Origin of the sequence: Psychromonas algicola (assembly GCF_004378355.1) — a bacterium.
In the GTDB taxonomy this organism is placed as follows: domain Bacteria; phylum Pseudomonadota; class Gammaproteobacteria; order Enterobacterales; family Psychromonadaceae; genus Psychromonas.
The window spans coordinates 13,490-39,122 of sequence record NZ_SNUB01000032.1; the positions used below are offsets into that span (position 1 = coordinate 13,490).

Sequence of the window (25,633 nt, forward strand, 5' to 3'; positions counted from 1 at the left end):
TTAATACATAATGAGATTATAAATATCCCCCCATTTTCCTTAAATTGTATTAGACAAGTTTTATTTTTTTTAACCAATGGGGGCAGTATTAGCTATTTATAGTTATCTGTACATAAAATAATAAAAGAATTACCAAGCATAATTAATATATTTATAGAAATGATGCTGTATTGTTAAAGTCTTTCTTTTGTACTCTTTTTTACTAATCGTTTCATCTTCTAAATAGACAAACTGTCTACATTCATTTTGTATACTCTGTTCGAAGATAGGTTTAGTGAGATCCATAAACCGATTCAGAGTTAAAGTTTGATCAACTAACTTATCAAGGTTTGGAATGTCTTTAGACAACTCCGCTACTTGCTCTTGCCAACCAAGTTGCACATGAATGTTATCGTCCCTCAAAAACAATTTAAAAAGATAAATTGAAGTACCAGTATCATCAATCATACATGGTAAATGAACGGTTCCATTTTTTTGTACCTTCTTTTGTAGGTATTTTATTTGGTTTCTAAGACCTTCTATTTGTTTGTTTGAGGCAATACTAGGATCATTTGTATTTTCATTATCTTTTGAAAAAGTATAACTAGAGTCCTTATGCTTTTCTAGGACATCATTAATATACTTTAGTTTATTCTCTAGATCATTTTGATCTTTCAATCTATTAATAACAAAATTTAATTCAGATACATTTACATCATCAATAGGTGCTGAGTATAAGTTTGAATATAAGCGACTTAGTTGTTCTGGCGTTTCTTTATCTTTAATATTAAACTCATCGAGAATTACTTGGACATCATCATTTGCTTTCAGTCCAGGCTGCTTCTTCTTATCTTCTAAATATTTTATAGTCTCTTCTATATCATGATTTATTATCGGTTTTAAATCATTATTATTTGCAAGTTCATTATTAATTATTTTTATTCTGTTTATACCATCTAATACATCTTTCAGTTGTTCTTTATATGCCTTGTCCTCAGCATCATTTATATTTTGTACAGGTGCGTTCTTAATCTGTTGTAGATTATCTAAGGCCTTTTGTAGATTTTCATCATTGATATCTGGATAATTAAATTCATTTTCTAGCTCGTTTTTTAAACTTTCTATTTGTTTACCCAAAGGTTGTTCATCTTGGTTGAGTTGTTTTAATAACTCGATTGTAATTGGATCATAGTTAGCCTGATTATCAGTTTTAATTTTATTTAAATTATCTAAGGCTTTTTGTAGCTCTTCATTATTAATATCTGGATTTACCAATGTTTTTTCGAGCTCAGCTTTTAACCCCTCTATTTGTATATCTAAAGGTTGTTCATCTTGGTTGAGTTGTTTCAATAACTCGACTGTAATTGGATCATAGCTAGCCTGATTACCCGTTTTAATTTCATTTAAATTATCTAAGGCTTTTTGCAATTTTTCATCATCGATATCTTGATTATTTAATGCTTTTTCCAGCTCAGCTTTTAAAGCTTCAATTTGTTTATCTAAAGGTTGTTGATCTTGGTTGAGCTGTTTTAATACATCTTTTGTAATTGGATCATAATTATTAAGGTTATCCTTTTTAATTTCATTTAAATTATCTAAGGCTTTTTGCAATTTTTCATCATCGATATCTGGATTATTTAATGCTTTTTCCAGCTCAGCTTTTAACCCTTCTATTTGTATATCTAAAGGTTGATCATCTTGGTTGAGTTGTTTTAATAACTCGATTGTAATTGGATCATAGCTAGCCTGATTACCCGTTTTAATTTTATTTAAATTATTTAAGGCCTTTTGCAATTTTTCATCATCGATATCTGGATTATTTAATGCTTTTTCCCGCTCAGCTTTTAAACCCTCAATTTGTTTATCTAAAGGTTGTTGATCTTGGTTGAGCTGTTTTAATACATCTTTTGTAATTGGATCATAATTATCTAGGTTATCCTTTTTAATTTTATTTAAATTATCTAAGGCCTTTTGCAATTTTTCATCATCGATATCTGGATTATTTAATGCTTTTTCCCGCTCAGCTTTTAAACCCTCAATTTGTTTATCTAAAGGTTGTTGATCTTGGTTGAGCTGTTTTAATACTTCTTTTGTAATTGGATCATAATTATCTAGGTTATCCTTTTTAATTTTATTTAAATTATCTAAGGCCTTTTGCAATTTTTCATCATCGATATCTGGATTATTTAATGCTTTTTCCCGCTCAGCTTTTAAACCCTCAATTTGTTTATCTAAAGGTTGTTGATCTTGGTTGAGCTGTTTTAATACTTCTTTTGTATTTGGATCATAGTTAGCTTGATTATTTTTTTTAATGCTATTTAAATTTTCTAAGGCTTTTTGTAATTTAGAATTTTTCGATACTGTATCAAGCTGTTTTTGTAAGCTTTCAATTTGTTTATCTAAAGGTCGATTCCCTTGTTTAAGTCTATCTAACAAATCTTTTGTGTTAGATTCGTACTTTCCTTGATTGTTTATCTGAATACGATTTAAGTTATTAATAGCTTTTTGTAACCTTGGGTTCTTTGCTACTCTATTTTCATTAAATCTTTCTTTAAGTTTATTGAGTTTTTTATTTAAATCTTTGCTTTCTAAATTTCTTCTTTCTAAATTGTATTTTGAATTTTTAGGAAGATTTGCTAGTTTATTTTCTAATCTATTAATTTCTAGTAATAGCTTTTTATTTTGTAATGTTTGTTCTAAAAGTTCAATTTGTTTGTCAATTGGTTTATTCTTTTGATTTAATTTATCTAATATATCTTTTGTGTTCGTATCATAATCTCTACCAAGCTTATAGTTTTTATCCAATAGACTATTGTCAAATCTTTTCAATTCGCCATTAAGGGTCTCTAACTGTTTTTGTATTGGGGCATTATGAACATCAAGTTTTTGAAGTATATATTTTACTGTTTCATTACCTTTTAACTGTTTTAATTTATTAGTTAAAACAAGTTTATTTTGGTAATTATTTTTTATTCTGTTTTCTAAAAGTTGAATTTGTTGATGCAGTGGTTTATTTACTAAATTTAAGTTCTTCAGAGTACCTAGGGTAAGTGTGTGGTTCTGTAAATCTTTAAGTTGTTCATTTAATTGAGCTTTATTTTTTAATAAAGCATTGTAATTACCATAATCTTTCTGTTTATCAGCATTTATTACGTTATTTATTATTTTATTTTCAATAAAAATTGATCCTGAATTATTGTTTTTTAGCTGATTATTAAGCTTTTTATACTTTTCGAGATTAACAAGATCATTAAGTTTATTTTCTAAAACAGGATAGTTTTTACTTACAATCTCTTCTGTTATTTCTCTTTGAGATTCAACAACTTTATTCAATTCATTTATATGTTCTGTTTTATAACTTAATTGATATACAGTAATAACCATAAACATAGCAAATAACACTATTATTAATTCAATAATGCTTAAGTTAAAAATTGATTTATTATTCATCTGATTCTTTTAAGTTATTTAAGACTATTTCAATCTGAGTTCCAAAAATGGTAATAACTTCTTTTTGTCCCCACACAGCGGTTTCATATTTTTATTTTATGTTTTTTGTTTTCTTATCTTCTTTAAGCTCTTCAGATATTACTGTAGATTGTTTTTTTGTTTTCTTATCTTCTTTAAGCTCTTTAGATATTGCTGTAGATTGTTTTTTTGTTTTCTTATCTTCTTTAAGCTCTTCAGATATTACTGCGGATTGTTTTTTTGTTTTCTTATCTTCTTTAAGCTCTTCAGATATTACTGCAGGTTGTTTTTTTGTTTTCTTATCTTCTTTAAGCTCTTCAGATATTACTGCAGGTTGTTTTTTTGTTTTCTTATCTTCTTTAAGCTCCTTAGATATTAGTGCGGACTTTTTTTTATTGGAAGTTTCCATACTTTTAGTTATGCTCTTTATAGACTCATTAAAAGTATCAATACTCGCTTTAAAATCTTTATCAAGTAATTTGGTAAACTTACCTAATGACCTTTCAGTTGAGACTACAAGTACTTCCATCCTCTCATCAATCATTTGAGAAAACGCTTTATTTTTTTGCATATTATCTAGTAAGAGATCGTTCATGATACGTATTTTATGTGCAACTGATTCATTAAGAATTTCGTTATTTACTTCTTCATTTGGCATGAAATTAGCCAAATAAATTCTAGCAAGAAGCCCTATTATAGTCGTCACAAGTGACACACCAAAATTACTTACTATATCGTCTATATTATATGAATTAGAAATTACGCTTGTTAAAGAAACTAATATAGCTACTAAAGTGAACATAAAACCTAAGTAGTAATTACTATTTGCTAACTGCTCTACAGATATTTGTTTCTTTATTGTGTTTAGGTAAAGAGTGGAGAAAAAATATCCCACCATGATTAGTATAGAGAGACTTACAGTGATTAAATATAAACCACTGTAAGCTCCGTATAGACTAAGTGAAGCTCCGAGAATAAAAGCAACTATAAATATATTTTTTATTTCAGAGAACACTATTGCCTAACCTTCTATTCTTTTGATTACTACACTTTCACTTCCAGATTTTGTGAAATATTCTTTCCAAAAATCTAAATATATTTTACCTAAGTATTTTTCTCGTCCATTTCTACGGACAAATAATAACTCCATGTCAACATCTTTCAATTCAGTGTAAACTTTATGCTGATAATTTGAGTTCCAAAAGTTTTTTATATTATTTCTGAAAAATGAATAATCATCAGTGTGCTGTATAAAGTCAGAAATAATTGTAAATCTAACTTTCGTCCCTTCTTCACTTCCTTTAATAGACTGATTGTTGATCATTTGTATAGTCTCAAAGATAGGTGATTTTGGAGCTACAGTATTAGCACTATCAAATTCTGTTAAAATTTCATTTAATGGTCTATAAAGTTTATCTTCCCATTTTTTCTTTATCATATTTGCATTGCCGAAAAATGCATCAACATCCTCACCTTGACCAGGGTTACAAACCTTCATCAAAGGTTGAACGACGTCACTAACACTACTTGTAATGAAATGAAGTTGAAGTTGCTCATCAACAGCTAAATCAGCTACATTATTTTCAATAGCTTGTCTTATGGTTTTATGCTGAATAAGACTGTATGCACCTGTTACATCTAATAATATTATATGTTTATTATATTGCCCATCTATTCGACATAACGTTTCTTTATCTCTTGGTATTACATCCGAAGAAACACTCACATATGTATAAATAATCAGACCAAATAAAACCGCAACTATAGATAAAATGATAATAGCTAAAGAATTACCATTCTTCTTTTTGCCTCTTTTACTATCAGGCTTTCTTTTATCTCTATTTATTCTAGCCATTTATATATTCTCACTTTCACTAGTATCATTATCTATTAATTCAGCAGAATCTTTTAGTTCTTGCACAACGACATTAAGATTTTCTTTTGCTTCTCGTTCATAATCTGGCAAGTTATTAATCGCAGATTCCAATAGCTTTGTTTTTTCTTTGTTATCAGCATATTCAAATTCTATACGCGTTGGGTTAAATTCTACTTCATGCTCAAAGTAATCAGGACTTGGCGTTGTTCGCATATCACTATTCATTGATCTATAACGTCTTATAGCTGCGACGGCTAAACTTTGCATTGAATTAAGATAACCATCATATTTGTTTTCTAATTTTTGCATGACAATATGAATATCTTGTATCTCTTCATACGTATCAGTAGCTTCTAGTTTTATTATCTCTATTTTTTTATTCATATCACTTAACATTGCATTTTCATCGTCAAGTAAAATCATATTTAAAGAATCAAGTTCATCTTTTATTTTATAATATTTTTTGCTGATTTCGCTATATCCTGGGTATGGGTCTTTTATTTTATACAAATCGATTATTAATAGAGCAAAAAACAGAAGCCCCATAAAAACAAGTATATATGACTCAAAATCAATTAGAGCAAAAGGACTTGAACTAAAGTTTAAAACAGAAAAAGCATAAGCATTGTCAAAATCTATTCTTAAAGCATCTCTATAATGTCCAACTAGAAAATGAAAACATATAGTTGTAAGAACCATAGCTCCAGTTATAAAAGTATAACCGGTTCTCTTAACGCTACTTAAACTAAAAATATTTCGTCTTCTAATTAAAAGAACAACTAAATTTGCTACTAACACATTAATCATAACAATAACGAAAGCTTGTATAACTCCACCTAACAAACCTAAATCGCTACCTTTAGCAAAGAAACTAGAATTTAAAATTGATTCAGCGAAAACAATTGCAATTACAATCGCCCAGTTAAGGAGAGGATTAGCAGAAGACTGTTCTTGTCTAATTAAGTTATGTTCAGTTTTAAAATTATACAAATCTTTCTTTGCAAGATTAAACTCACCTTGAATAACTTTGTATTCGCTTGCGTTTTTACGAATATTGTATTGATATTCACTTTTAAAAACTTCAGGTATTGATTTTATAGTTTCAATATTTGAAATGGCTTTAGTTGCTTTTGTCATCATCCTTTTGAAAACTGAGAATTTGTCATAAACAAGATCATTCGCTTGTTGTACTTCACTTTCACAATAAGAAATAATATTTCTTTCAGTTTCATCCAAATTCATCGAATCACTATTAGGCTTTTCCTCCATTGCAGCTTGTTTTGCAGCAGTAGAAATCCTTAAAGTTTGATCCAAATCATTAATCGTTTTGAGCTTAAAATCAGCCATCAAATGCTTATCTATCATTATTACAATCTTCCTAAGTTTAATTTTGCTTCAACTTTCTTAAAACTATTATTTTTTAATAAATAAAATAATATCCCGAAGTTCATCTCTAGCTAAAATCATATTTAAAGGTAAATAAATTTAAACCTTACTACTTTCAGATTTATTTATTAAATAATTTATTATCTATCAAACAATTGAAAAAAATCAAAATACAATTTAATCACATTAACAATACACACTAAACAAGAAATTAAGTGGAATATGTTATATTTTCATTAAATTTATATAACTTTTTCTTATGCAAGAAAATATAACTAGTAAAAAATAAAGTGAAGAATAATAGTATCTAAAGTGATTACAGCAGTTATTTAAGTTTTTTTATTATGTTTCAGTTCATTAATATTATTCAAGCCGTTCTAACTCGTAATTATCAATATCATAGAAACCAGAGAATTGATTAGTAAAATCTAGTTAACTATTTTTAAAAAACACATACATTATCTATAAAATCCATAACCACTATTTAGCACTCACAATTTTTATGTACTAAGGTTATAGCTTAAAAAATGGAAGGGAATTTTTATAATATAAAATTGCTTCGCCTATTGTGGATCAACAGCAAAGGCGGCATCATAATAGAATTTTTGAGTAACTGCAATATTTAGAAATGGAATAAAGCCTGACACATTTCTACTTTAAATCCTATTAAACTAATTTTATTGTCTTCAACTAAAGTATTGGATGATGAGATTAACGTTCCACCAATATTGTGTCGCTACTCAAACTAATGTGAATAAAAGTTAACTTAAGGCTAAATTTAATGCTGCCCCTCAAGCCAATTGAAGCAACCGAACTTGATCAACAAAAAACTAAATATCAGCATTTCAAAATCTACAAACCTTATGGTTTTGTAAGTCAGTTTGTACTAAAACTTAGAAAGAAGAAACATCTTCTTGGTGAACTTGCTGACTTCCCAGATAAAACTATGGCGATTGGACGGTTAGATCATGATTCTGAAGGCTTACTACTGCTCACAACACATGGTTAAAAACCAATCCTGAATACCCTCTCGTGATCGGAAAATTCGTGCTCCCAGACATGGGCCGACAAGTTGGATCTCCATTACACTTTGTGAAGGTAAAAACCGACAAATAAGAAAAATGACAGCCGCCGTTGGATTTCCCACATTAAGATTAGTGCGCGTTCGTATTGGCGGTATTGGTATAAATACAATGAATGCGGGTGATGTAGAGCGATTAAGTAACCTAGATGCGGCATTCATTATTAAATAAATAAATAAGTAAAAGAACAAGCTTTGCTACTAAGATTGATTGCGTAAATTGATTGGTAACTCAACTTTATGAAAGTTATTAATAAAAGGATTCAAAGACTATCTAAAAGCAACAATTATTAATTATTGCTTCGCTTAACCTATCCTATGAAAAAAACATTGTCACTAAGGTATTAATTGTTTTAATCAACATCTTTTAACTATTGTTCAATGAGTTTATTTACTACTTAGCCATTTGATTATGCATTGCTTTAACTAATGCAACCAGTGACTCTTTTGATAGCTTATTCGCCTTTTCAACGGTCTTTGCCAGATCCTTTTTATTTGCGACTATTGGCGTAAAATCAATAACGGGTTTAAGGACAGCTTTGATTAATTTCTTAGCCACTTCTGCTTCATTATTAGCAATGATATCTAATATTTCAGCTTTCATTGCTGCATTTTTCTCAAGCAATAATTTAGAAATATGTGTAAAGCCCACTATTTCGCATTGCGCTAAGGTGCCAAATTTTGGCAGCATACGCCATGAAATAAGGGTATTGGGAGTGACTTCTTCAATATCTGTAGGGCATTCATGGATAACGCTTGACCATACCCATTCAAGAAAAGCCTCATCACTACATAAAATCTCTCTCGCTTTATTACAAGCTTGGCCAATTTTATACTTCGCGGCTTGTTTCTCTTCTGTTTCGGGTGCATTAATATCAATGTAATGGGTTGTATCTAAATTTTGTAAGATGATGTCTTGTTGTTGCTGTAATGCTGAACTCATTGAATAGACCTTTATTTAACAGTGCTATCACGCAGCACTTTTTAACTGTTTAATTAATTTAGTGGAAGTGTAACTGACTAACAGTAAGAGTCTATCAATATGACAATTTTGTTTTTATGTTCTTAATCGCTTTTATTTTTAATTAGATCCAATGTACAACATTGAATTACTTTGCACTATAACGACCGGGTTTATGATTAATCACTAAAATGAGATTATATGAAATCGCCCCCACTATTGATAAAAGGATTGCATTCCAATCAACAATAAAAATAGCGAGAATAAGCACCACGCAATCCACAGCCATTTGAAACTTACCAATGGATATTCCATATTTATGAGCAAGGTATTGAGCAAGAATGGTCAACCCGCCTAAACTTGCTTGATGTCTGAATAATCCAAGTAAACCTGAACCCACTAATAAACCTCCAATTAGCGCTGCGTATAAAGGGTCTAATTGTTTGAATTGCATAAATGCGGGGGCATATTCAACAAACACTGATAATAAGAAAACGGAAATAAAGGTTTTTACAGTAAAGGCTAAACCCAATTGTCGATACGACAAATAATAAAATGGTAGATTAATAACAAAAAAGACATCACTGAATGTAAAGCTTGTAGCATATTGCCCCAAAAAGGCTAAACCAGCAGTTCCACCTATCAATAAGCCCGTAGATTTAAAGAAAGTGATACCTAATGCAGCAAGTAATGTACCGATAAGGATCCCTTGTGCATCTTCGAATAGTGTATGTTGAGCAGATTTAGTAGTCATAAGACGCCTAATTATATAATTGAGCAAGAAAGTAAAACTAGCTAATAGATATTTTGATTTTAAAGCGCATTTTATTTCGCATCAAAAAACAATAAACTATTAATAATTAGCGATTTAATAGCAATAATTAGACCAAGGTTTAATAGTCAACGACTTCCTAAGAAAGCCGTCTATTTAAACATGTCATCTGTAAAACAAGCACATATAGATATCAGACTTTGCATTAAATTGGTGCAAGGACTAAATTTATTTGCTACCAAATGGCACTTTATAATGCATCAATTTGAAGATGTGATTTATTTTGCTTGTTGCTTTCCTGCCAATAAAGTAATGGAGCGGTAATTAAGATAAGTAAAATAGCATAGCCCATCTGCCAACCTAATCCCCACATTAAAGCAAAGCAAAATAAACATCCTAATATAATTAATGGTGTTTGATTTTTTTTAAGTAATTTAATTGCCGCTAGCATAGAGGAAAAATAGATGATAACAAAGACACCATTCACCCAAGTAATCAGATCTTCTAAATGTTTACCTGTTAAAAAAGTCACAGTGATCACAACAGCCATAATACAAAGTAACGTATTTAATGCACGAACAGGCACTTGATAGTGATTAACCGTTTTGAAGTAAGCAGGTAGAACACCATCATTACTTAAACTCCAAGCTAACCTTGCTAGGCTTGCAGTATAAACGTTAACTGTCGCAATGCCACCTGCAATACCTAAGACTCCAATCACTTGCGCTCCATAGCCGCCTAGTAATAAATCAAAAACACCGACCATCGCTAACTTATTATTATTTGGATAAAGCAGCTGTAAATAAGTACAAGCAACATAGATCAATCCAACTATGATGCAACCAAGCAATAATGCAGGAATTAAATCTTTTTCAGGATCCTTAAAATCATTTGCTAAATGCGCCATGGCCTCAACACCAAGAAAACTCCAAAATGCTAAACCAGTTGCGACTAAAACAAGATCTATATTGATATCAGATAACTGAGCAGGGATAACAAGTTCAGACATTTGCGTTGGTTCAGATTGCCCAAACAAAATGGCAACCACTGCCACAATAGTAAGAGTCAAACCTAATTGGAGCTTTGCAGAGATTTGAATACCTCTATAATTCAGTGCAAATAATAAAATTAATACGGCTAACTGCATTAACCATTGCACTGTTGGAGACATTGAAATTAATGAATCAACAAATTGAAAGGTCATCAAAATTGCCGCAGGCGCTCCCAGCGGAACTACCAATAGAAATATCATTCCAATCGTTCTACCTGCAACTACGCCAAATGCTTTTTCTACAAAGAAAGCAGGACCGGCAGCATGAGGAAACTTACCTGCGAGTTTACCAAACACTAATGCAACGGGAATAATTGCCAAAGTTAACCCTATCCACGCTAATAAGGCGCCAGAGGCTGCTATATTGATAGTCATCTGTGGGAGTATAAATACGCTTGTACCCAACAAAGTGGTGGCTAACAAAGCAGCTCCCTGTAAGCGCCCTATCTTATTATTGTGATTGCTCATTTATTTTAATCTCTTTACTATTAGGTATTTGTAGTAAGCTAATAGTAAACTGAAGCAAGAGTACAATCTGTCATTATGCACCATAAAAGTGTTGTATTTACCGCCAAAATGACGGACTTAATGATTTAATTGAACAAAACAAATGAGGCTAAAATGGATAAATTCGATCAAGGTATTATTCAAGCTTTACGTGAAAATGCCAGAGTCAGTGTTTCGCATATTGCTGAATCAGTGAATTTGTCTCGTTCTTCTGTTTCTGAACGAATTAAGAAAATGGAAAAAAACGGTATTATTCGTGGTTATCAAGTTTTATTAAGTGAGTCTCAAAAGGAAGGTGTCACCGTTTACTTTGAAATTCAACATCGCCGAGCTCGGTGTGCAGATGTGATTCATTTGTTCAAAAACATACCAGAAGTGATCACCTGCAACGGTATAACAGGCGATTCAGATTTATTAGTGTTAATTAAAGCACCGACAATGAGGCGCATTCATGAGATAAGAGAGCAACTGGATGTCGAAGAAGATATTACTAAAATAAAAACCCATGTAGTCATGAGCGAGTGGATAGATAATCGCAATTAAACTCTATCGGTTACTTTTCAACATATTTGATCCGAGTAGAAGTAATATAACAATCCATATCGCCTGTTTCTGACATTTTAATGGTTTCAGGCAAATTAAAATTCGCTAAAACAAGTGCTTTATCAATAGGCTTTTTAAGCCAACATAAATATCCTGTTCGATCACTTCCCCATTTACTATTTGTATAAAAAAGTTCATTGCCATTTTGTAATAGAAAATCCACTATAGGCTCCATATGTGAATAAACAGCTTGGTTATTATCTGCTTGTTTGTTTATAGTTTTCATCAAGATAACCTTTAATATGACCAACTTCTAAGGGTTTGGCGTAATAATAGCCTTGTAGATAATGAACACCTAGCTCAAGTAATACTTTTTCTTGTTGAATAGTCTCAACACCTTCTGCAACCACTAAAAAATTTAAAGAAGATGAAATATTCATAATCGCTGAAATAATAGCATTTTCGTTATTATCTAGTTTATTAACAAATGAACGATCAATTTTAACAATATCAACCGCTAGATCTTGCATGACAGAAAGAGAAGAATACCCTGTTCCAAAATCGTCCATAGAAACTTTAACGCCAATAGCTTGAAGTCGTTTAATTTGCTTTGAAATGAAGGCAATTAAGAATTCATCGCCTCCCCAGCGGCATACAAACGAGGAGTCTTCCGTGAATGTGTTAATACGCGTTGCAGTATTTCTTAAAATCTCATCGCCAATTTTGTGCCCATTCACATCATTAATCTTTTTAAAACCATCAAGGTCAATAAATAAAAGAGCAAAGGAATTTGCTGGTGATAAGGTCAAAGTCTTCAATTGATTTAAAAAAGCAGAGCGATTATATAAACCTGTTAGCGGATCAATATTTGAAAGTTCAAAAATCTTTTGAGTGCGTTGCTTTACTTTTTCTTCCATTTGATGGATTAGCACAGAGTTTTCATTCTTTAAGAACAAGGTATGTAAGGTAAAATCAGCTGATTTTTTTGCAATGGCGAGAATAACAATGCTAAAAGAAAAGCCCAGAATGCCTAATAACTGCAGAGAATAGATTCCTGAAAGCAATAATGCAATCGAGCCAGGAAATAGCAATGCAAAGGGAAAAAATAGTGTTGTAAATTTATGTGCATTTAACACCGCTACGGAACCGCCAGCCATTGAAGCGACGGCAATAATGGTAGATGTCAGCTCCATTTCATTACTATGTGTGGTGCTATAAATAAGATAAATTGACCACATAATTGCTGTTATATTTGCGCCAAATGCAAAGCGTTTAACTGAAGCCTCGCCATCAAAATCACTATGCTTAAGTTTTAGGTTCCACCAAAGCGTATCAATCGACCTTATAAGCAATAAGGTAAACATTCCACACCACCAAACTAACTTATAGACATCAATAACCGGGTAGGAAAAAGCAAAAACTAAAAAACTCGACGTTAACAAAGTAATTGCAATCCCCGCAACTGCATTCCCATACAATAAGGTGGCGGCATCACGCTTCATGTGTTCATTTAAGTTTGAATTAATATTGGTCATAGCGAGTTAATTTGTTATTTAATCAATAAAAGAATAATTTCATCAATTAAGGATACAGCAATATCCTTTTTAATGACCTAATTACTCGTTAAAAATTTGCATTGTCTACAAAACAACCAATTTAAATACCAAGTTTCAAGCAAGATTTAGACTTATTAGTGACTTAATACCCTTTTTTAAGATCCACACTCTCTGGTATCGTCCCATCTTTTCTGTAGGTTGAAATATTATCAGCAACGACTTGAGATGCACTTTGTAAATTAGTGGAGGCTGATATATGTGGGAGAACTGAAATATTAGGGTGAGTCCATAAAGGGCTATTAGCTTGCAGTGGTTCCTGCTCAAAAACATCCAACACAGCATGACTTATGTGTTGGCTATCTAACAAAACAATTAATTCTTCATGATTAATAATTCCACCGCGCGCAAAATTAATAAGTTTAGCGCCAACAGGTAAATGGCTTAACGATTGTTTATTTAAAAGTTTATGGGTTTGTTTTGTTAATGGTAACAAGCAAATTAAGATATCCGTATTTTGAAGTAAAGAGACCAATCCATCATCGCCACTGTAATGAGTAACATCTTTGAATTCTTTGTGTGTTCGACTCCAGCTATTTACTTGATAGTTATTTTGCAACAACCTTTGCATTGACGCTTGGCCTAGCTCGCCTGCACCTAAAATTGAAATTCGCATACGCTGTGCAGCTTTACAAGGAAACTCCTTCCATATTTGATTACGTTGTTGCGCGCTATATTCAGGGATATTTCGATGTAAATATAATGTCCAAGTTAATACTGCCTCTGCCATGGTATCTGCTAACTGAGGATCAATTAATCTAACAAGTTTAGTTTGTATCTGCTTTTGTTGGTTAAATTGCTTAAAACTCTCTATTAAGGATTCAACACCCGCCCATAAACTTTGTACCCAGACTAGATTTGGAAATCGCTGTAAGATTTTGACATCAGGGTTTGCAACAATGGCTAGTTCAATATTAAGCGCGTCTTCATCACTTAATTGTTCTTGTAACACAAAACATTCTTTAGGCAATAAATGAGTGAAAGCATCAAGCCATTGCTGTTGATTTTCTGCGTTCATCTTATGAATAAATACAATCGGTTTCATAAACTACCCTTCAAGTTCTAAAAATAAATAATTTAACACAGAGTATTGCTTAAATACTGTATTTCAGTCTATTCGCTTAGATTTTCTAGCATTGCCACTAATAAGCGATAAATTGATGTTAATATAATGACATATTAAGCAATAACTGTTTTAAATTGTCTGTAGTTTTTGTAATACTAGCGCCATTAAAAATTCATCGTCTAAAAGGGATAAAAATGAGTAAGTTTAAAGTAGCAATTATAATGGGTTCACAATCAGATTGGCCAATAATGCGTCATGCGGCTTCTGTACTTGAACAATTCGATATCCCTTTTGAATCAATGGTTGTATCAGCACACAGAACACCACAACGTTTATATGAATTTGCTGACTCAGCCGAACAACATTACAGTGTTGTTATTGCCGGTGCGGGCGGTGCAGCACACCTTCCTGGTATGACAGCTGCATTAACCTGTGTTCCAGTTATTGGCGTACCTGTGAAAAGTAACGCATTAAAAGGAATGGATAGTTTATTATCTATTGTACAAATGCCTAAAGGGGTTGCTGTTGCAACGCAAGCCATTGGTGAAGCAGGTGCATTCAACGCAGGTTTATTAGCTGCACAAATGCTTTCTATTCATGATGCGGAATTACAAACTAAAGTAAAAGAATGGCGCAAGAAACAAACTGAGAGTGTTAGTTGGGAGGTTGAATAATGCGCATAGCGATTATTGGCTGTGGACAATTATCACGTATGCTTGCTTTAGCAGGTATTCCATCAGGTGTGGAATTTAGTTTTATCCATGACGACCGTAACCAAAATAGAGATTGTGTTGAAGGGTTAGGCATTATTGAATTTGCTCCTGAAAAGAAACAAAGTGACGGTAAAGCTACTTATGATGCAACAGAGATTGAGCAGTTATATAAAGCGTTAGGCAATCCAGATTGTGTTACCGTTGAAAAAGAACAAGTGGATCTTGAGCTAGTGAAAGCTTTAGCACCTTTATGTGCAATTTACCCAAGTGTTGCAGCGATTGAAGCTTGTCAGCATCGTGGTAAAGAAAAAGCATTATTGACTCGTTTAGACATTCCAACATCTGCTTACTTTTACAACACAAGCGCCGTTGAAGCGATTAAAACCCTGGGTGTACCAGCAATGGTAAAATCTTGCACTGAAGGTTACGATGGTAAGAACCAATGGCTTATCAAGAATGAAGCCGATGCCATTGAATTTGATACATTAGATATTGAAGATTATATTATTGAAGCTTTTGTAAACTTTGATAAAGAAGTCTCACAAATTTCAGTGCGTGGCAAAGACGGTGCAATCAAACATTACCCTCTCACTGACAATGTTCATGTCAAAGGTATGTTAACCCAATCGATTGCTCCTGCCGTCAATATGACAGAGTCTCATATTGCCACTGCTCAGCAATATATGGAAAGCTTACTTAATGAAGTTGAGTATGTCGGCGTAATGGCGATGGAATGTTTTGTTATCGGTGATCATCTTAAAATTAATGAATTAGCACCGCGCGTACATAACAGTGGGCATTGGACTCAATTAGGCAGCACCACTTGCCAATTTGAAAACCATATTCGAGCATTAGCTGGATTTATTTTAGGTAGCACCAAGCAAATATCAGTGACTGGTATGTTAAACCTTGTTGGTAATGAACCCCCTGCTTTCGAAAAAATAGCAGAGAATGCTAAATTACATTGGTATAACAAAAGTGTTAAGCCAAACAGAAAATTAGGTCATATCAATTTTATTGGAGAAACGCACGAAAGCATCACTCAACAGATGAATAACTTCAGCTAAGCATTGTTGATAAATATCGATAAACTTATCGAACCCACTGACCACATAAAAAGGGCTAATAATAATCCATCACTAGCCCTTTTTTATAATATGACAATATCTTAATACCAGTTTTAAATTTGTTTCCCCGTGGTATTACTTCAGCATTAAGAGGATTAGAATTTGTTTAAAGCTCGATTTGAAAGTATCAACTTAAAAGGCGATATCTTTGGTGGTGTAACCACTGCCATTATTTCTTTACCGCTTGCGCTTGCCTTTGGTGTTGCTTCAGGAGCTGGTGCAGAAGCTGGTTTATGGGGCGCAATCATGGTGGGCTTCTTTGCTGCATTATTTGGTGGCTCAACGACTTTGATCTCCGAGCCAACCGGACCAATGACGGTGATCATGACTGCGATTCTTACTAGCATGATGGCTAAATATCCAGAAACCGGTATCGCAATGTCATTTACTGTTGTCATGATGGCAGGAGCATTTCAGGTTTTATTAGGAACATTGAAACTAGGCAAATACGTTACCTTAATGCCTTATACTGTAATATCGGGCTTTATGTCTGGCATCGGTGTGATTTTAATTATTTTACAGTTATCACCATTATTAGGTCACTCAGCACCAGCTGGTGGCGTGTTAGGAACCCTTTCTGCATTACCAGATACACTTTCAAACATTAGTTTTAGCGAACTATTTTTAGGATTATTAACCTTATCTGTTTTATTCTATTTCCCTAAGAAATACCGCAGATATGTACCAGCTCAATTAGTTGCGCTTGTTGTAGTCACTCTGTTTTCTGTACTTGTTTTTGATTCTGAAAATATTCGTCGCATTGGCGAAATCCCTGCAGGTTTACCTTCTTTAATCATCCCTCATTTTAATGCAGAGATGTTTACTACTATGGTTATTGATGCCTTAGTTTTAGGTACATTGGGCTGTATTGATACTTTATTAACCGCTGTTATTGGTGACTCTTTAACACGTAAAGAACATGATTCAGATAAAGAGTTACGCGGCCAAGGTATTGCGAATATGATCTCTGGATTATTTGGCGCACTTCCAGGTGCGGGTGCGACCATGGGGACGGTTACCAATATTCAAGTTGGAGCCCGCTCACCTGTTTCAGGTATGGTAAGAGCATTAGTTTTAGCATTAGTAGTGCTAGTTGCAGGTGGTTTAACAGAGCCCATTCCAATGTCAGTACTTGCGGGTATTGCGGTGTATGTTGGTTTCAATATTTTAGATTGGAGTTTTATTCAACGCGCTCATAAAATTAATATGCAAAGCATGGTTATCATGTACGGTGTTATGTTCTTAACGGTGTTTGTTGATTTGATTGTCGCAGTTGGTCTTGGCGTGTTTATTTCAAATGTGATTATTATTGAGCAACTTAGTCGAGCACAGGCAAAACAAGTTAAAGCAATTAGTGATGCTGATACCGACGTCCCTTTAACAGATAATGAACGCGCTATTTTAGATCAAGCAAACGGGAAGGTTTTATTCTTCTATTTATCAGGTCCTATGATCTTTAGTGTTTCAAAAGCGATATCTCGTCAGCACAGTAGCATCGGTGATTATGATGTCATGATCTTAGATTTAAGTGATGTGCCTATGATTGATGTCACTGTTGCACTTGCTTTAGAAAATGCAGTTAAAGATGCATTAGATACAAATTGTGAAGTGCTGTTATTATGCCCTCATAAAGAAACACGTAATCAATTAAGCAAGATAAAAGTGTTAGATTTGATTCCAGAAGTCAATGATCTTTCTTCTAGAGAGCACGCACTTCGAGTTGCATTAAAGTTTGTTTCAAAATAATAGTTAGATGATCTAGCTTGAGCTTTTATATAACAATATTGTCATATAAAAGCTCAAGCTGATATCAAACCAAATGTTATGACTGGCTCTGTTGTAAACAACGGCCTCTTGGTTCATCCCCTTCATGTAAAACCACATCGGAATGTAAGAACTTAGCCGCTTCAGCTGAATCCTTCACTTTAATTGCACTTCGTTTTAGCATTTCATCTTCAAATTCATTTAACACCGCTGCTCTAATACCGATTTCACGCCATTGAGATAATGGTCTGCATTGTTTCGTAATAATACGGGCAAGTGAAAGTGCATCCAATAGCGCTTGGTTCGCACCCTGCCCTTTAAATGGACTCATAGGATGTGCAGCATCGCCAATTAAGGTAACTTGATTGTTTTTAGCTAATAATAAAGGATCAATTAATTCACGATCATAAACGGGGTAACCTGATATTTTATCACTTTGAGTCGCCCTTAAAATTTCAGGAATTGGTTGATGCCACTGACATCGGCGTAACGCCTCTTCTTTTAGTGCAGTTGGACCTTTGTCGCTTAATGTCTGGGCTTCATGTTCATGCATAGGAAAACTTAACTGCCACATCACTGATGTTTTATCGTATGGCATAATATAAATTCTTTCATGGCCATTCGCGGTCTGGAATACTGTCGCTGAATCGAGTAGCGGACTGTCGATTTCAGAAAGCGAAGATAGCGGGCAGATCCCTAAAATCACAATACACCCCAAATAAGATAAAGGAGATGTATCTTCACCAATTAATTGCTTACGAACAGAGCTACGAATGCCATCAGCGCCCACAATAAGATCCGCAGTTGTTTTTTGTATCTTCCCGTTTACCTCGAAATTGAGTGTTATTTCGCTTTTAGTGCCGTCTTCATTAGCTTGGTTGCTCTCTTCAAAACCAATTAATCGATGACTCCATTTTACAATATCCTCTTTGCCTAACTGTTTTAATAACGCTAAACGTAAGGACTGTCGCGCAATATGAATATTAGTGCGCTTCGGAGATGACGTTGCATTTGTATTAAGGTCTGAGCCGACCCATTTTCTATTCCCCCACTCTCCAATATTTTTTCCATCTGGAGTATGCACAACATGTCGAGTAGATACGACTCCTTCTTGTAATGAGAAAATACCTAACCCATTAATAGCGCGACTCGCTTGCTGTAAAGTTAATCCGTATCCTTGTGAACGAGCATCAAAACTATCATCGCGTTCATAAAGGGTAAAAGGTATACCACGATGTAAACAAGCTACAGCTAAAGCGACGCCACCTATTCCTCCACCGATGATTGCAATACGTGGATAGTTTTCGGTATTTGCAGGAGTTTGTTCTCTGGTCGCTATTAATCCAGAGCCTTTACAACTTGCACAAGTATCAAGGTGCCCTTTTGGTTTAATTGGTGCAGCACCTTGATAATTATTTTTTTCAAATTCAGCTAATTCTCTTTGGTACTGTAATTTTGCTTTTTTACGAATGCGTTTACTTTTTTTACCACGCCCCTGACAATCTAAACAAATATTCCAATAATTGGGTGCTTTATTTGAACACTGATTTTTTTTGACATTATCTACGCAATCACTCATTAGAAAGTACCTAGGAAAATTAATTGAGGCAATTATGACAGCTTAATTAAGGAAATCGCAGTATTTATAAACTCAATTTCTATTATAAATTAAAATAGAGGTTTGAGGTTTTCAGAATTAACTCACTCAATACTGCAGAAATAGGCTAAAATAATCAGCTATTATTTAAATTTTGAGTCTTTTATATTAATGAGCATCGACAAAACACCTGCAACACCATCAATGACAGATTTAACTTCATCTCGTTTTGCTGAGATTGAGTTTATTCAACCTTTGCTAGCCCGTTTAAATGAACTGGGATATACGCAGGCAACGCCAATTCAACAACATGCAATGCCAGCAATATTAGCGGGACGTGATTTAATTGCAGGGGCTAACACTGGTTCAGGTAAAACCGCTGCATTTGCATTACCTCTTTTACAAAGCTTATCTACTAGTAAAAGTAACTCCAATAGAAATGCAGGAAACATTGTTACTCATTTAATTTTAGTACCGACAAGGGAGCTTGCACAACAAGTTGCAAATAGTATTAAATCCTACGCATCACATCTTAATGGCGCAGTTAAAACCGTTGCTGTATTTGGCGGAGTCTCTGCTAATACGCAAATGCTGGCACTTCGTGGTGGAGCAGACATTTTAGTTGCGACACCGGGACGTTTACTTGATTTAATATCAAGCAATGCAATTAAACTAGATAAACTTAACACATTAATACTCGATGAAGCTGATCGCATGTTAAGCCTTGGTTTTACTGATGAATTATCTTCGTTATTAGAGATGATGCCAGATAATAAACAAACGCTTTTGTTTTCAGCAACTTTTCCAGAACAAGTTAAAGCATTAACTTCAAGTTTACTTAATAACCCTGTTGAAATTCAACTTCAAAGCAGCGACGAAAGCACTTTAGTGCAACGAGTGTTTACTGTTAACAAAGGGCAAAAAACAGCGCTTTTAGCCCATTTAATTAAACAGCATCAGTGGAAGCAAGCCCTTATTTTTGTTAACGCAAAGAACAGTTGTAATCATTTAGCAGACAAACTCTCTAAACGTGGTATTACAGCAGAAGTATTTCATGGTGATAAAGGACAAGGTGCAAGAACGCGCGTACTTGATGCTTTCAAATCCGGTGAAGTTGATGTGTTAATTGCAACTGATATTGCTGCTCGTGGTTTAGATATCGAAAAATTACCTGTTGTGATCAACTTTGATTTACCTAGAAGTCCTGCTGATTACATGCACCGAATCGGACGTAGTGGTCGCGCAGGTGAAATAGGTTTAGCTCTATCGATTATTGACCATGAAGATTATCACCACTTTAATGTTATTGAAAAAAAGAACAAATTACGTCTTGAGCGTGAGCAAGTGGCTGGTTTTGAAACGATAGAGTTTGAAAAAAATGTTTTTGCATCAGCAGAGAAAGTACAAGCAAAACCAGAAGGTACCGGCAAAAAGAAGCGTAAAAAGAAAAAACAAATCAATGCTGATATATGGTTAGGGAGTGCAGAGTAGCAATCTAGATTCAACATAGAAAGTGCTACAGCACCTTCTATGTTGCTTTAACTCTATAAGAAGAATAATTAAGCAAGACGCGTTCTCCAACGTCCATTCTTAAATTCATTTAATAACTTCATTGCTCTACTTTGGTCTAATTCAGTAAAACAATTATTATCCATAAAAAAGTCGTTTAATCCCTTTATATTGCTTAATTCTTTAGTGGTTACATTGCTATACCCCATAGTCCATTCTGAAAAACTACGAGTTGTAATTGGCTCTTCCACAAGTTTTGACACTTTACTATGTCGAGGATCTTTTTCAATTCTATTAAATAATGCATTAACCGCGGTCCTATCCCCTTCTAACACTTGAAAAAAAGAACCATCATCATACAAAAGCATACCTGTGACATTAAGCTTTTTATTATTAGTTCTAATGATATCTAAGAGGTAAACCATTTCATCGTGATCATACTTTTCATTGGCGACGCTTGTATAAATACAATGTACCAGTTGAGCCGGTTTCGTACTATTATCCATATCTTTCCTCCACTGAGTTCAAACTGTCATGTATTACTTATTATTTTTAACATCATTAAAAGCATAGAACTGAATCGGCAATAGAACATGGTATGACATCTCAAATTTATAACGAACAATCACTTTTATCGCAAAATCATCATCAATTTAAGTTTTCGCTACTAACTCGCTAGAGTACGCATTTTTATTTCAATTTAGATAAAACTTATTTTATATAATTTGGTATATTAAAAATAAGCTTAATAAAAAAATCATTAAATTCAATCAAGTAATAAGATGGAGTAAAACATGATTAAAGTTGATAGCACAATGACAGCGAGTTTTGATGTTGATCCTCAATGTGGATTTACTCCTTTATGTCCTGATGAATTACCTATTAAAGAAGGTAATTTAATTGCAGATGAATTAAATGCACAATCTGCTTTTGCTAACTTCAGAATTGTTAGCAAAGATTGCCACCCAGCCAAAGCACCATGGATAGCAGAATCAGCAGAACAAATCATGACACCTGTTGAAGGTGAATATCCAAACCTCGATATAAAATGGCCTGCTCATTGTGTAGTTGGTACATTAGGTAACTCTCTTATTCCAGGTTTACCTGATGAAAAAGAATACGATGTTGTTATCGAGAAAGGCATTGATCCATTAAAGCATCCTTACGGTGCTTGTTATCATGATCTCGCTGAAGAAGAAGGCACTGGTATTATTGAGTGGCTACAAGAACGTAAAGTAGGTACTGTGATTGTGGGTGGGCTTGCTACTGATTTTTGTGTCAAAACAACTGTCTTACAGCTTTCGACTGCAGGATTTAAAGTCATATTAAATTTAGCTGCATGTAGAGGAGTTGCAGAAGAATCTACACAGCTAGCTTGCCAATTGATGAAAGATAAAGGCGTCAAGATAGTAACTAGCAGTGCTGAATTAACTAATTAACAGGAAAATCATGACAAATACAAAAGTGGATCGTTGGTTAATTGAAAGCTTACTAGATATCGATTTCTACAAAATCACTATGCTACAAGCTTTCTACCACGCCAGTGAATTTCGAGTTGTGAATGTACAATGGAAATTTGCTTGTCGTAATAAAGAAAAACTAAACCTAAGCGTGCTTATTCCTGAAATTCAAAGGCAACTCGATCACCTTTGTTCCTTGTCTTTTACTGAAGACGAATTAGATTACCTTTCAGAACTGTCTTACATTAAACCTGACTTTATTGAATTTTTAAGGATATTTAAACTCAATACAAAGTTTATTCAATTACAGTCTGATGGTGAAAACATTAGCCTACGTTTCGATGGGCCTTTATTACATGTCAGTTTGTTTGAAATTTATGCTTTATCTATTATTAGTGAACTCCACACTATTTTAAACTGTGATGGTTTCGATTTAAGCGAAGCTAGAGACAAGCTTACCTCTAAAATAGATTTACTAAAGGCTCAGAAACAATTAAACGATTTCAACTTCATGGACTTTGGTACTCGCCGTCGAGCGAGTAAAGCATGGCAACAAGAGGTTTTAACCACTTTAAAAAACCAATTACCTGAAGTTTTTACCGGCACAAGTAATGTTCATTTTGCAAGAATATTAGATCTTCCTGCATTAGGTACCATGGCACATGAATGGTTTCAAAGCTGGCAGGCAGTCACTCGTTTAGCTGAAGCGCAAAAAGCTGCGCTAGAAGGCTGGGTAAGAGAGTATAGAGGCCGCTTAGGTATTGCGTTAACTGATTGTTATTCAATGGATTCATTTATCAGAGATTTTTCCGATCCTTATTTTGGTAAACTTTATGATGGTTTACGTCACGACAGTGGCTGCCCTATTGAATGGGGAGAAAAAGCGATTACTCTTTATCAAGATATGGAAATAGATCCAATGAGTAAAACCTTAGTTTTTAGCGATGGATTAGACTTTCCAAGTATGCTTGAAATTTGGGCTCATTTTAAAGGCCGTATCAAAACTTCTTTTGGCATCGGTACGAATCTAATGAATGATGTAGGCAATACACCGCTGAATATCGTTATTAAGATGGTGACAGTGAATGGTAAACCTGTTGCAAAAATATCTGATGAGCCAGGGAAAAGTATGTGTGAAGATTTAGGTTATTTACAATATTTAGCAAGCCAATATGGTATTGACCCTGCCACTGTACAAATTTCAAAATAAATAAAAAACCCGATAGTTAACTTAAATAAATATCGGGTTTAAACAGTGCTTTATTTATTAAACACTTTAGAAATCGATGTTTACACCTGCAAACACGCCATCAGTTTCAGATTGTAAATCAATAGTTTGCACATCAAGTGATAAAATCTCTAAACTTGTTAATTCAAACTCTTGTACGCGATAACCAACCTGTAACTCTAAATCGAATAAAGTCAGAGGAATTTCATATTGAATACCAACCGATGCATCTAACATTCGGCTACCATCATATGCAAATGTATTACCTTTAGCATAAACAAATAGTGGAGTGAAAGGGATACCAACTTCAACTGCAGCATAAACATGTGGAACGACACCACTTGTTTCACTCCATACCCCTCCGCCATTATTAACTCGGCCATTACTTAGTTTAGTAATACCAATACCTGCATCTGCAGAAACCAAATCATTATCTAAGAATTCATAATAAAGAGTAAAGTCCTGTTTTGTATACTCATAAAAGTCCCCTTCAACAGAAGATTGAGCGAACTTACCGTTAGGCACTAACGGAATGAAATGCTCTAAAGAAGCTTCGAAAGTATAGCCTCTGTTATCATCTTCTTGGTCAAATCCATTGCCTCGGTATATTTGATTTTGTTGCCATACATTGGCTTCTATATCGCCGCCTAATAAGAAGTCTGCTGAAGCAGAAAATGAGATAGAAGTAATTAAACAAGCTAGTAATGTTTTTTTCATATGCATTTCTTTATTGTAGTCAGATAATTAACAAATTTTAATCTAAGAAGCCTCAAGTATCAATAAATTATCTGCGAGAATCATTTAGGAAATGGGAGTTGGTAATTTAAGACGCATAATAAAAAACCCGATATTGTAGAAATATCGGGTTTATTGTATTAAATAGTAGTTCTGATTTAAAAGTCGATATTTACACCAGCAAATAAACCTGATGTTTCAGCATCAACGGCGATGTTTAAACTATCGTAACCAACTAAATTAAATGTTTGTGTACGGTAACCACCTTGAAACTCAAGATTAATCAGTACTAGAGGAACAGAAAACTTAACGCCAACAGAAGCATCTAGCATTTCATTATCAGCATAACTAATGCCGGTTCCTTTCGCATAAACAAAAAATGGAGTGAAAGGAATACCCACTTCAGCTGCAGCATAAAGATGAGGAATAACCCCACTAAAGTCAAGGTCTCCTAGTGTATCATCTCTAACTGAACCATCTGTTAATTGGGTTAAACCAACACCAGCATCGATTGAAATTAAATCATTATCGAAAAATTCATAATATAAAGTAGCATCTGTTTTAGTATATTCGTAATACTTCCCTTCCACAGATGAACGTGAAATTTTAGGGTTTGGAATTAGTGGAATGAAATGTTCTAAAGAAGCTTCGAAAGTATAAGCAATCGTATCATCTTCTTGAGCGAAACCATTACCTCTAAAAGTTTGGTTTTGTTGCCAAGCGTTGACTTCAATATCACCACCTAGTAAAAAATCAGCTGATGCTGAAAATGATGTTGAAGCGATTAAGCATGCAAGTAGAGTTTTTTTCATATCATATCTTCTTTATTTGGGTGGTTACAGGAGGTAACGTTTCTTTAAAAATATATTATTACACAAAATAGTCAACTTTCATTTAACAACAATTAGATTCAATACTGATTATTATCTTAGATATTTTAAACCTTGATGCTAAATGGTGGAATAAATTAATAGTAAATTATAGAGAATTGTAGGCTAGATATAAGACGTGAGCATTGCAGTTAGATGTAATAAAGGGATTATAAAATCCCTTTTAAAACATAATGCTTTATTCTCTGACCCTGTCCTAAAATCTGTGTAATTGCCTATCATTAACTTAATCATATTAAGGATAGGTAATTATGAAAAAAGAAGAGTTAGAAGCATTCGCCCTTAAAGCATCAAAGGGATTAAAGTC

At 33.6% G+C, this 25,633-nt stretch carries 21 protein-coding genes and 1 pseudogene; 8 read left to right on the forward strand and 14 right to left on the reverse strand.

From position 1 onward, the window contains the following. Nucleotides 1-129 precede the first annotated feature (129 nt). From E2R67_RS13760 to E2R67_RS13775, 4 genes are all read right to left on the reverse strand, one after another. Nucleotides 130-3,429 carry a coiled-coil domain-containing protein gene (locus tag E2R67_RS13760; protein ID WP_134291533.1) on the reverse strand — a complete coding sequence of 1,100 codons (3,300 nt, stop codon included), beginning with the start codon at nt 3,427-3,429 and terminating at the stop codon, nt 130-132. 91 nt (nt 3,430-3,520) lie between these two features. Then, complete coding sequence (locus E2R67_RS13765) at nt 3,521-4,462, reverse strand: hypothetical protein (protein ID WP_134291534.1); 942 nt, start codon at nt 4,460-4,462, stop codon at nt 3,521-3,523. A 6-nt stretch (nt 4,463-4,468) separates the two neighbouring features. Next, nucleotides 4,469-5,302, reverse strand: a complete 834-nt coding sequence (locus E2R67_RS13770; protein ID WP_134291535.1) for a hypothetical protein — start codon at nt 5,300-5,302, stop codon at nt 4,469-4,471. Then, the gene (locus E2R67_RS13775) at nt 5,303-6,688 is read right to left on the reverse strand and encodes a hypothetical protein (RefSeq protein WP_134291536.1); all 1,386 of its coding nucleotides are present in this window, start codon (nt 6,686-6,688) and stop codon (nt 5,303-5,305) included. Between the two features lie 802 nt (nt 6,689-7,490). Between E2R67_RS13775 and E2R67_RS13780 the strand changes: the two are divergent. Beyond that, nucleotides 7,491-7,962, forward strand: a pseudogene (locus E2R67_RS13780) (pseudouridine synthase family protein). Between the two features lie 222 nt (nt 7,963-8,184). Here E2R67_RS13780 and E2R67_RS13785 read toward each other — a convergent pair. From E2R67_RS13785 to yjeH, 3 genes are all read right to left on the reverse strand, one after another. Further along, the gene (locus tag E2R67_RS13785; RefSeq protein ID WP_134291537.1) at nt 8,185-8,733 is read right to left on the reverse strand and encodes a hypothetical protein; all 549 of its coding nucleotides are present in this window, start codon (nt 8,731-8,733) and stop codon (nt 8,185-8,187) included. Nucleotides 8,734-8,899: 166 nt separating this feature from the next. Continuing rightward, nucleotides 8,900-9,505: a YitT family protein gene (locus tag E2R67_RS13790; protein WP_134291538.1), complete on the reverse strand. Its 606-nt coding sequence runs from the start codon at nt 9,503-9,505 to the stop codon at nt 8,900-8,902. Nucleotides 9,506-9,773: 268 nt separating this feature from the next. Continuing rightward, nucleotides 9,774-11,042, reverse strand: coding sequence for an L-methionine/branched-chain amino acid transporter (yjeH, locus tag E2R67_RS13795; protein WP_134291539.1), 1,269 nt, complete (start codon nt 11,040-11,042; stop codon nt 9,774-9,776). A 153-nt stretch (nt 11,043-11,195) separates the two neighbouring features. Between yjeH and E2R67_RS13800 the strand changes: the two genes are divergently transcribed. Beyond that, complete coding sequence (locus E2R67_RS13800) at nt 11,196-11,624, forward strand: Lrp/AsnC family transcriptional regulator (protein ID WP_134291540.1); 429 nt, start codon at nt 11,196-11,198, stop codon at nt 11,622-11,624. Between the two features lie 10 nt (nt 11,625-11,634). Here E2R67_RS13800 and E2R67_RS13805 read toward each other — a convergent pair whose 3' ends face one another. The 3 genes from E2R67_RS13805 to E2R67_RS13815 all read right to left on the reverse strand — a co-directional run bounded on the left by E2R67_RS13805 (nt 11,635) and on the right by E2R67_RS13815 (nt 14,282). After that, nucleotides 11,635-11,910 (reverse strand): hypothetical protein, encoded by a 276-nt coding sequence (locus E2R67_RS13805; RefSeq protein WP_134291541.1) that lies wholly within the window; start codon nt 11,908-11,910, stop codon nt 11,635-11,637. After that, complete coding sequence (locus E2R67_RS13810; protein WP_134291542.1) at nt 11,882-13,126, reverse strand: GGDEF domain-containing protein; 1,245 nt, start codon at nt 13,124-13,126, stop codon at nt 11,882-11,884. Before E2R67_RS13810 ends, E2R67_RS13805 begins: the two co-directional genes overlap by 29 nt. A gap of 196 nt (nt 13,127-13,322) precedes the next feature. Continuing rightward, nucleotides 13,323-14,282 (reverse strand): 2-hydroxyacid dehydrogenase, encoded by a 960-nt coding sequence (locus tag E2R67_RS13815; RefSeq protein ID WP_134291543.1) that lies wholly within the window; start codon nt 14,280-14,282, stop codon nt 13,323-13,325. 215 nt (nt 14,283-14,497) lie between these two features. Here E2R67_RS13815 and purE point away from each other — a divergent pair, with 215 nt between their 5' ends. From purE to E2R67_RS13830, 3 genes are all read left to right on the forward strand, one after another. Then, nucleotides 14,498-14,977, forward strand: a complete 480-nt coding sequence (purE, locus tag E2R67_RS13820) for a 5-(carboxyamino)imidazole ribonucleotide mutase (RefSeq protein ID WP_134291544.1) — start codon at nt 14,498-14,500, stop codon at nt 14,975-14,977. Then, nucleotides 14,977-16,083 (forward strand): 5-(carboxyamino)imidazole ribonucleotide synthase, encoded by a 1,107-nt coding sequence (locus E2R67_RS13825; protein ID WP_134291545.1) that lies wholly within the window; start codon nt 14,977-14,979, stop codon nt 16,081-16,083. Before purE ends, E2R67_RS13825 begins: the two co-directional genes overlap by 1 nt. Before the next feature lie 162 nt (nt 16,084-16,245). Beyond that, on the forward strand, nt 16,246-17,889 hold the full coding sequence (locus E2R67_RS13830) for a SulP family inorganic anion transporter (protein WP_134291546.1): 1,644 nt from the start codon (nt 16,246-16,248) through the stop codon (nt 17,887-17,889). 76 nt (nt 17,890-17,965) lie between these two features. Here E2R67_RS13830 and E2R67_RS13835 read toward each other — a convergent pair whose 3' ends face one another. Then, entirely contained in the window at nt 17,966-19,486 is a 1,521-nt protein-coding gene (locus tag E2R67_RS13835; RefSeq protein WP_134291547.1) for an FAD-dependent oxidoreductase, read from the reverse strand. Between the two features lie 222 nt (nt 19,487-19,708). Between E2R67_RS13835 and E2R67_RS13840 the strand changes: the two genes are divergently transcribed. Next, nucleotides 19,709-20,995 (forward strand): DEAD/DEAH box helicase, encoded by a 1,287-nt coding sequence (locus E2R67_RS13840; RefSeq protein WP_134291552.1) that lies wholly within the window; start codon nt 19,709-19,711, stop codon nt 20,993-20,995. 68 nt (nt 20,996-21,063) lie between these two features. Here E2R67_RS13840 and E2R67_RS13845 read toward each other — a convergent pair whose 3' ends face one another. Next, nucleotides 21,064-21,519 carry a BLUF domain-containing protein gene (locus E2R67_RS13845; protein ID WP_134291548.1) on the reverse strand — a complete coding sequence of 152 codons (456 nt, stop codon included), beginning with the start codon at nt 21,517-21,519 and terminating at the stop codon, nt 21,064-21,066. Nucleotides 21,520-21,807: 288 nt separating this feature from the next. Here E2R67_RS13845 and E2R67_RS13850 point away from each other — a divergent pair, with 288 nt between their 5' ends. Together E2R67_RS13850 and pncB are read left to right on the forward strand one after the other, a co-directional pair. Beyond that, nucleotides 21,808-22,452 (forward strand): isochorismatase family protein, encoded by a 645-nt coding sequence (locus E2R67_RS13850; protein ID WP_208379537.1) that lies wholly within the window; start codon nt 21,808-21,810, stop codon nt 22,450-22,452. A gap of 10 nt (nt 22,453-22,462) precedes the next feature. After that, a complete protein-coding gene (pncB, locus tag E2R67_RS13855; RefSeq protein ID WP_134291549.1) occupies nt 22,463-23,683 on the forward strand; it encodes a nicotinate phosphoribosyltransferase in 1,221 nt (406 codons plus the stop codon). Between the two features lie 66 nt (nt 23,684-23,749). Here the strand turns inward: pncB and E2R67_RS13860 are convergent, their stop codons facing one another. Both E2R67_RS13860 and E2R67_RS13865 read right to left on the reverse strand, forming a co-directional pair. Then, nucleotides 23,750-24,418 (reverse strand): TIGR04219 family outer membrane beta-barrel protein, encoded by a 669-nt coding sequence (locus E2R67_RS13860; RefSeq protein ID WP_166739394.1) that lies wholly within the window; start codon nt 24,416-24,418, stop codon nt 23,750-23,752. Nucleotides 24,419-24,594: 176 nt separating this feature from the next. Beyond that, nucleotides 24,595-25,248, reverse strand: coding sequence for a TIGR04219 family outer membrane beta-barrel protein (locus E2R67_RS13865; RefSeq protein WP_134291551.1), 654 nt, complete (start codon nt 25,246-25,248; stop codon nt 24,595-24,597). Between the last annotated feature and the right edge of the window lie 385 nt (nt 25,249-25,633).

Excerpts from the sequence above, each read along its gene's own strand:
- E2R67_RS13760 (WP_134291533.1), bottom strand. The coding sequence starts at position 3,429 with ATGAATAATAAATCAATTTTTAACTTAAGCATTATTGAATTAATAATA.
- E2R67_RS13790 (WP_134291538.1), bottom strand. The coding sequence starts at position 9,505 with ATGACTACTAAATCTGCTCAACATACACTATTCGAAGATGCACAAGGG.
- E2R67_RS13810 (WP_134291542.1), bottom strand. The coding sequence starts at position 13,126 with ATGAAGCGTGATGCCGCCACCTTATTGTATGGGAATGCAGTTGCGGGG.
- E2R67_RS13860 (WP_166739394.1), bottom strand. The coding sequence starts at position 24,418 with ATGAAAAAAACATTACTAGCTTGTTTAATTACTTCTATCTCATTTTCT.
- E2R67_RS13785 (WP_134291537.1), bottom strand. The coding sequence starts at position 8,733 with ATGAGTTCAGCATTACAGCAACAACAAGACATCATCTTACAAAATTTA.
- E2R67_RS13770 (WP_134291535.1), bottom strand. The coding sequence starts at position 5,302 with ATGGCTAGAATAAATAGAGATAAAAGAAAGCCTGATAGTAAAAGAGGC.
- E2R67_RS13805 (WP_134291541.1), bottom strand. The coding sequence starts at position 11,910 with ATGAAAACTATAAACAAACAAGCAGATAATAACCAAGCTGTTTATTCA.
- E2R67_RS13815 (WP_134291543.1), bottom strand. The coding sequence starts at position 14,282 with ATGAAACCGATTGTATTTATTCATAAGATGAACGCAGAAAATCAACAG.
- E2R67_RS13775 (WP_134291536.1), bottom strand. The coding sequence starts at position 6,688 with ATGATAGATAAGCATTTGATGGCTGATTTTAAGCTCAAAACGATTAAT.
- pncB (WP_134291549.1), top strand. The coding sequence starts at position 22,463 with ATGACAAATACAAAAGTGGATCGTTGGTTAATTGAAAGCTTACTAGAT.
- E2R67_RS13850 (WP_208379537.1), top strand. The coding sequence starts at position 21,808 with ATGATTAAAGTTGATAGCACAATGACAGCGAGTTTTGATGTTGATCCT.
- E2R67_RS13825 (WP_134291545.1), top strand. The coding sequence starts at position 14,977 with ATGCGCATAGCGATTATTGGCTGTGGACAATTATCACGTATGCTTGCT.
- E2R67_RS13840 (WP_134291552.1), top strand. The coding sequence starts at position 19,709 with ATGACAGATTTAACTTCATCTCGTTTTGCTGAGATTGAGTTTATTCAA.
- E2R67_RS13800 (WP_134291540.1), top strand. The coding sequence starts at position 11,196 with ATGGATAAATTCGATCAAGGTATTATTCAAGCTTTACGTGAAAATGCC.
- purE (WP_134291544.1), top strand. The coding sequence starts at position 14,498 with ATGAGTAAGTTTAAAGTAGCAATTATAATGGGTTCACAATCAGATTGG.
- E2R67_RS13835 (WP_134291547.1), bottom strand. The coding sequence starts at position 19,486 with ATGAGTGATTGCGTAGATAATGTCAAAAAAAATCAGTGTTCAAATAAA.
- E2R67_RS13865 (WP_134291551.1), bottom strand. The coding sequence starts at position 25,248 with ATGAAAAAAACTCTACTTGCATGCTTAATCGCTTCAACATCATTTTCA.
- E2R67_RS13845 (WP_134291548.1), bottom strand. The coding sequence starts at position 21,519 with ATGGATAATAGTACGAAACCGGCTCAACTGGTACATTGTATTTATACA.
- yjeH (WP_134291539.1), bottom strand. The coding sequence starts at position 11,042 with ATGAGCAATCACAATAATAAGATAGGGCGCTTACAGGGAGCTGCTTTG.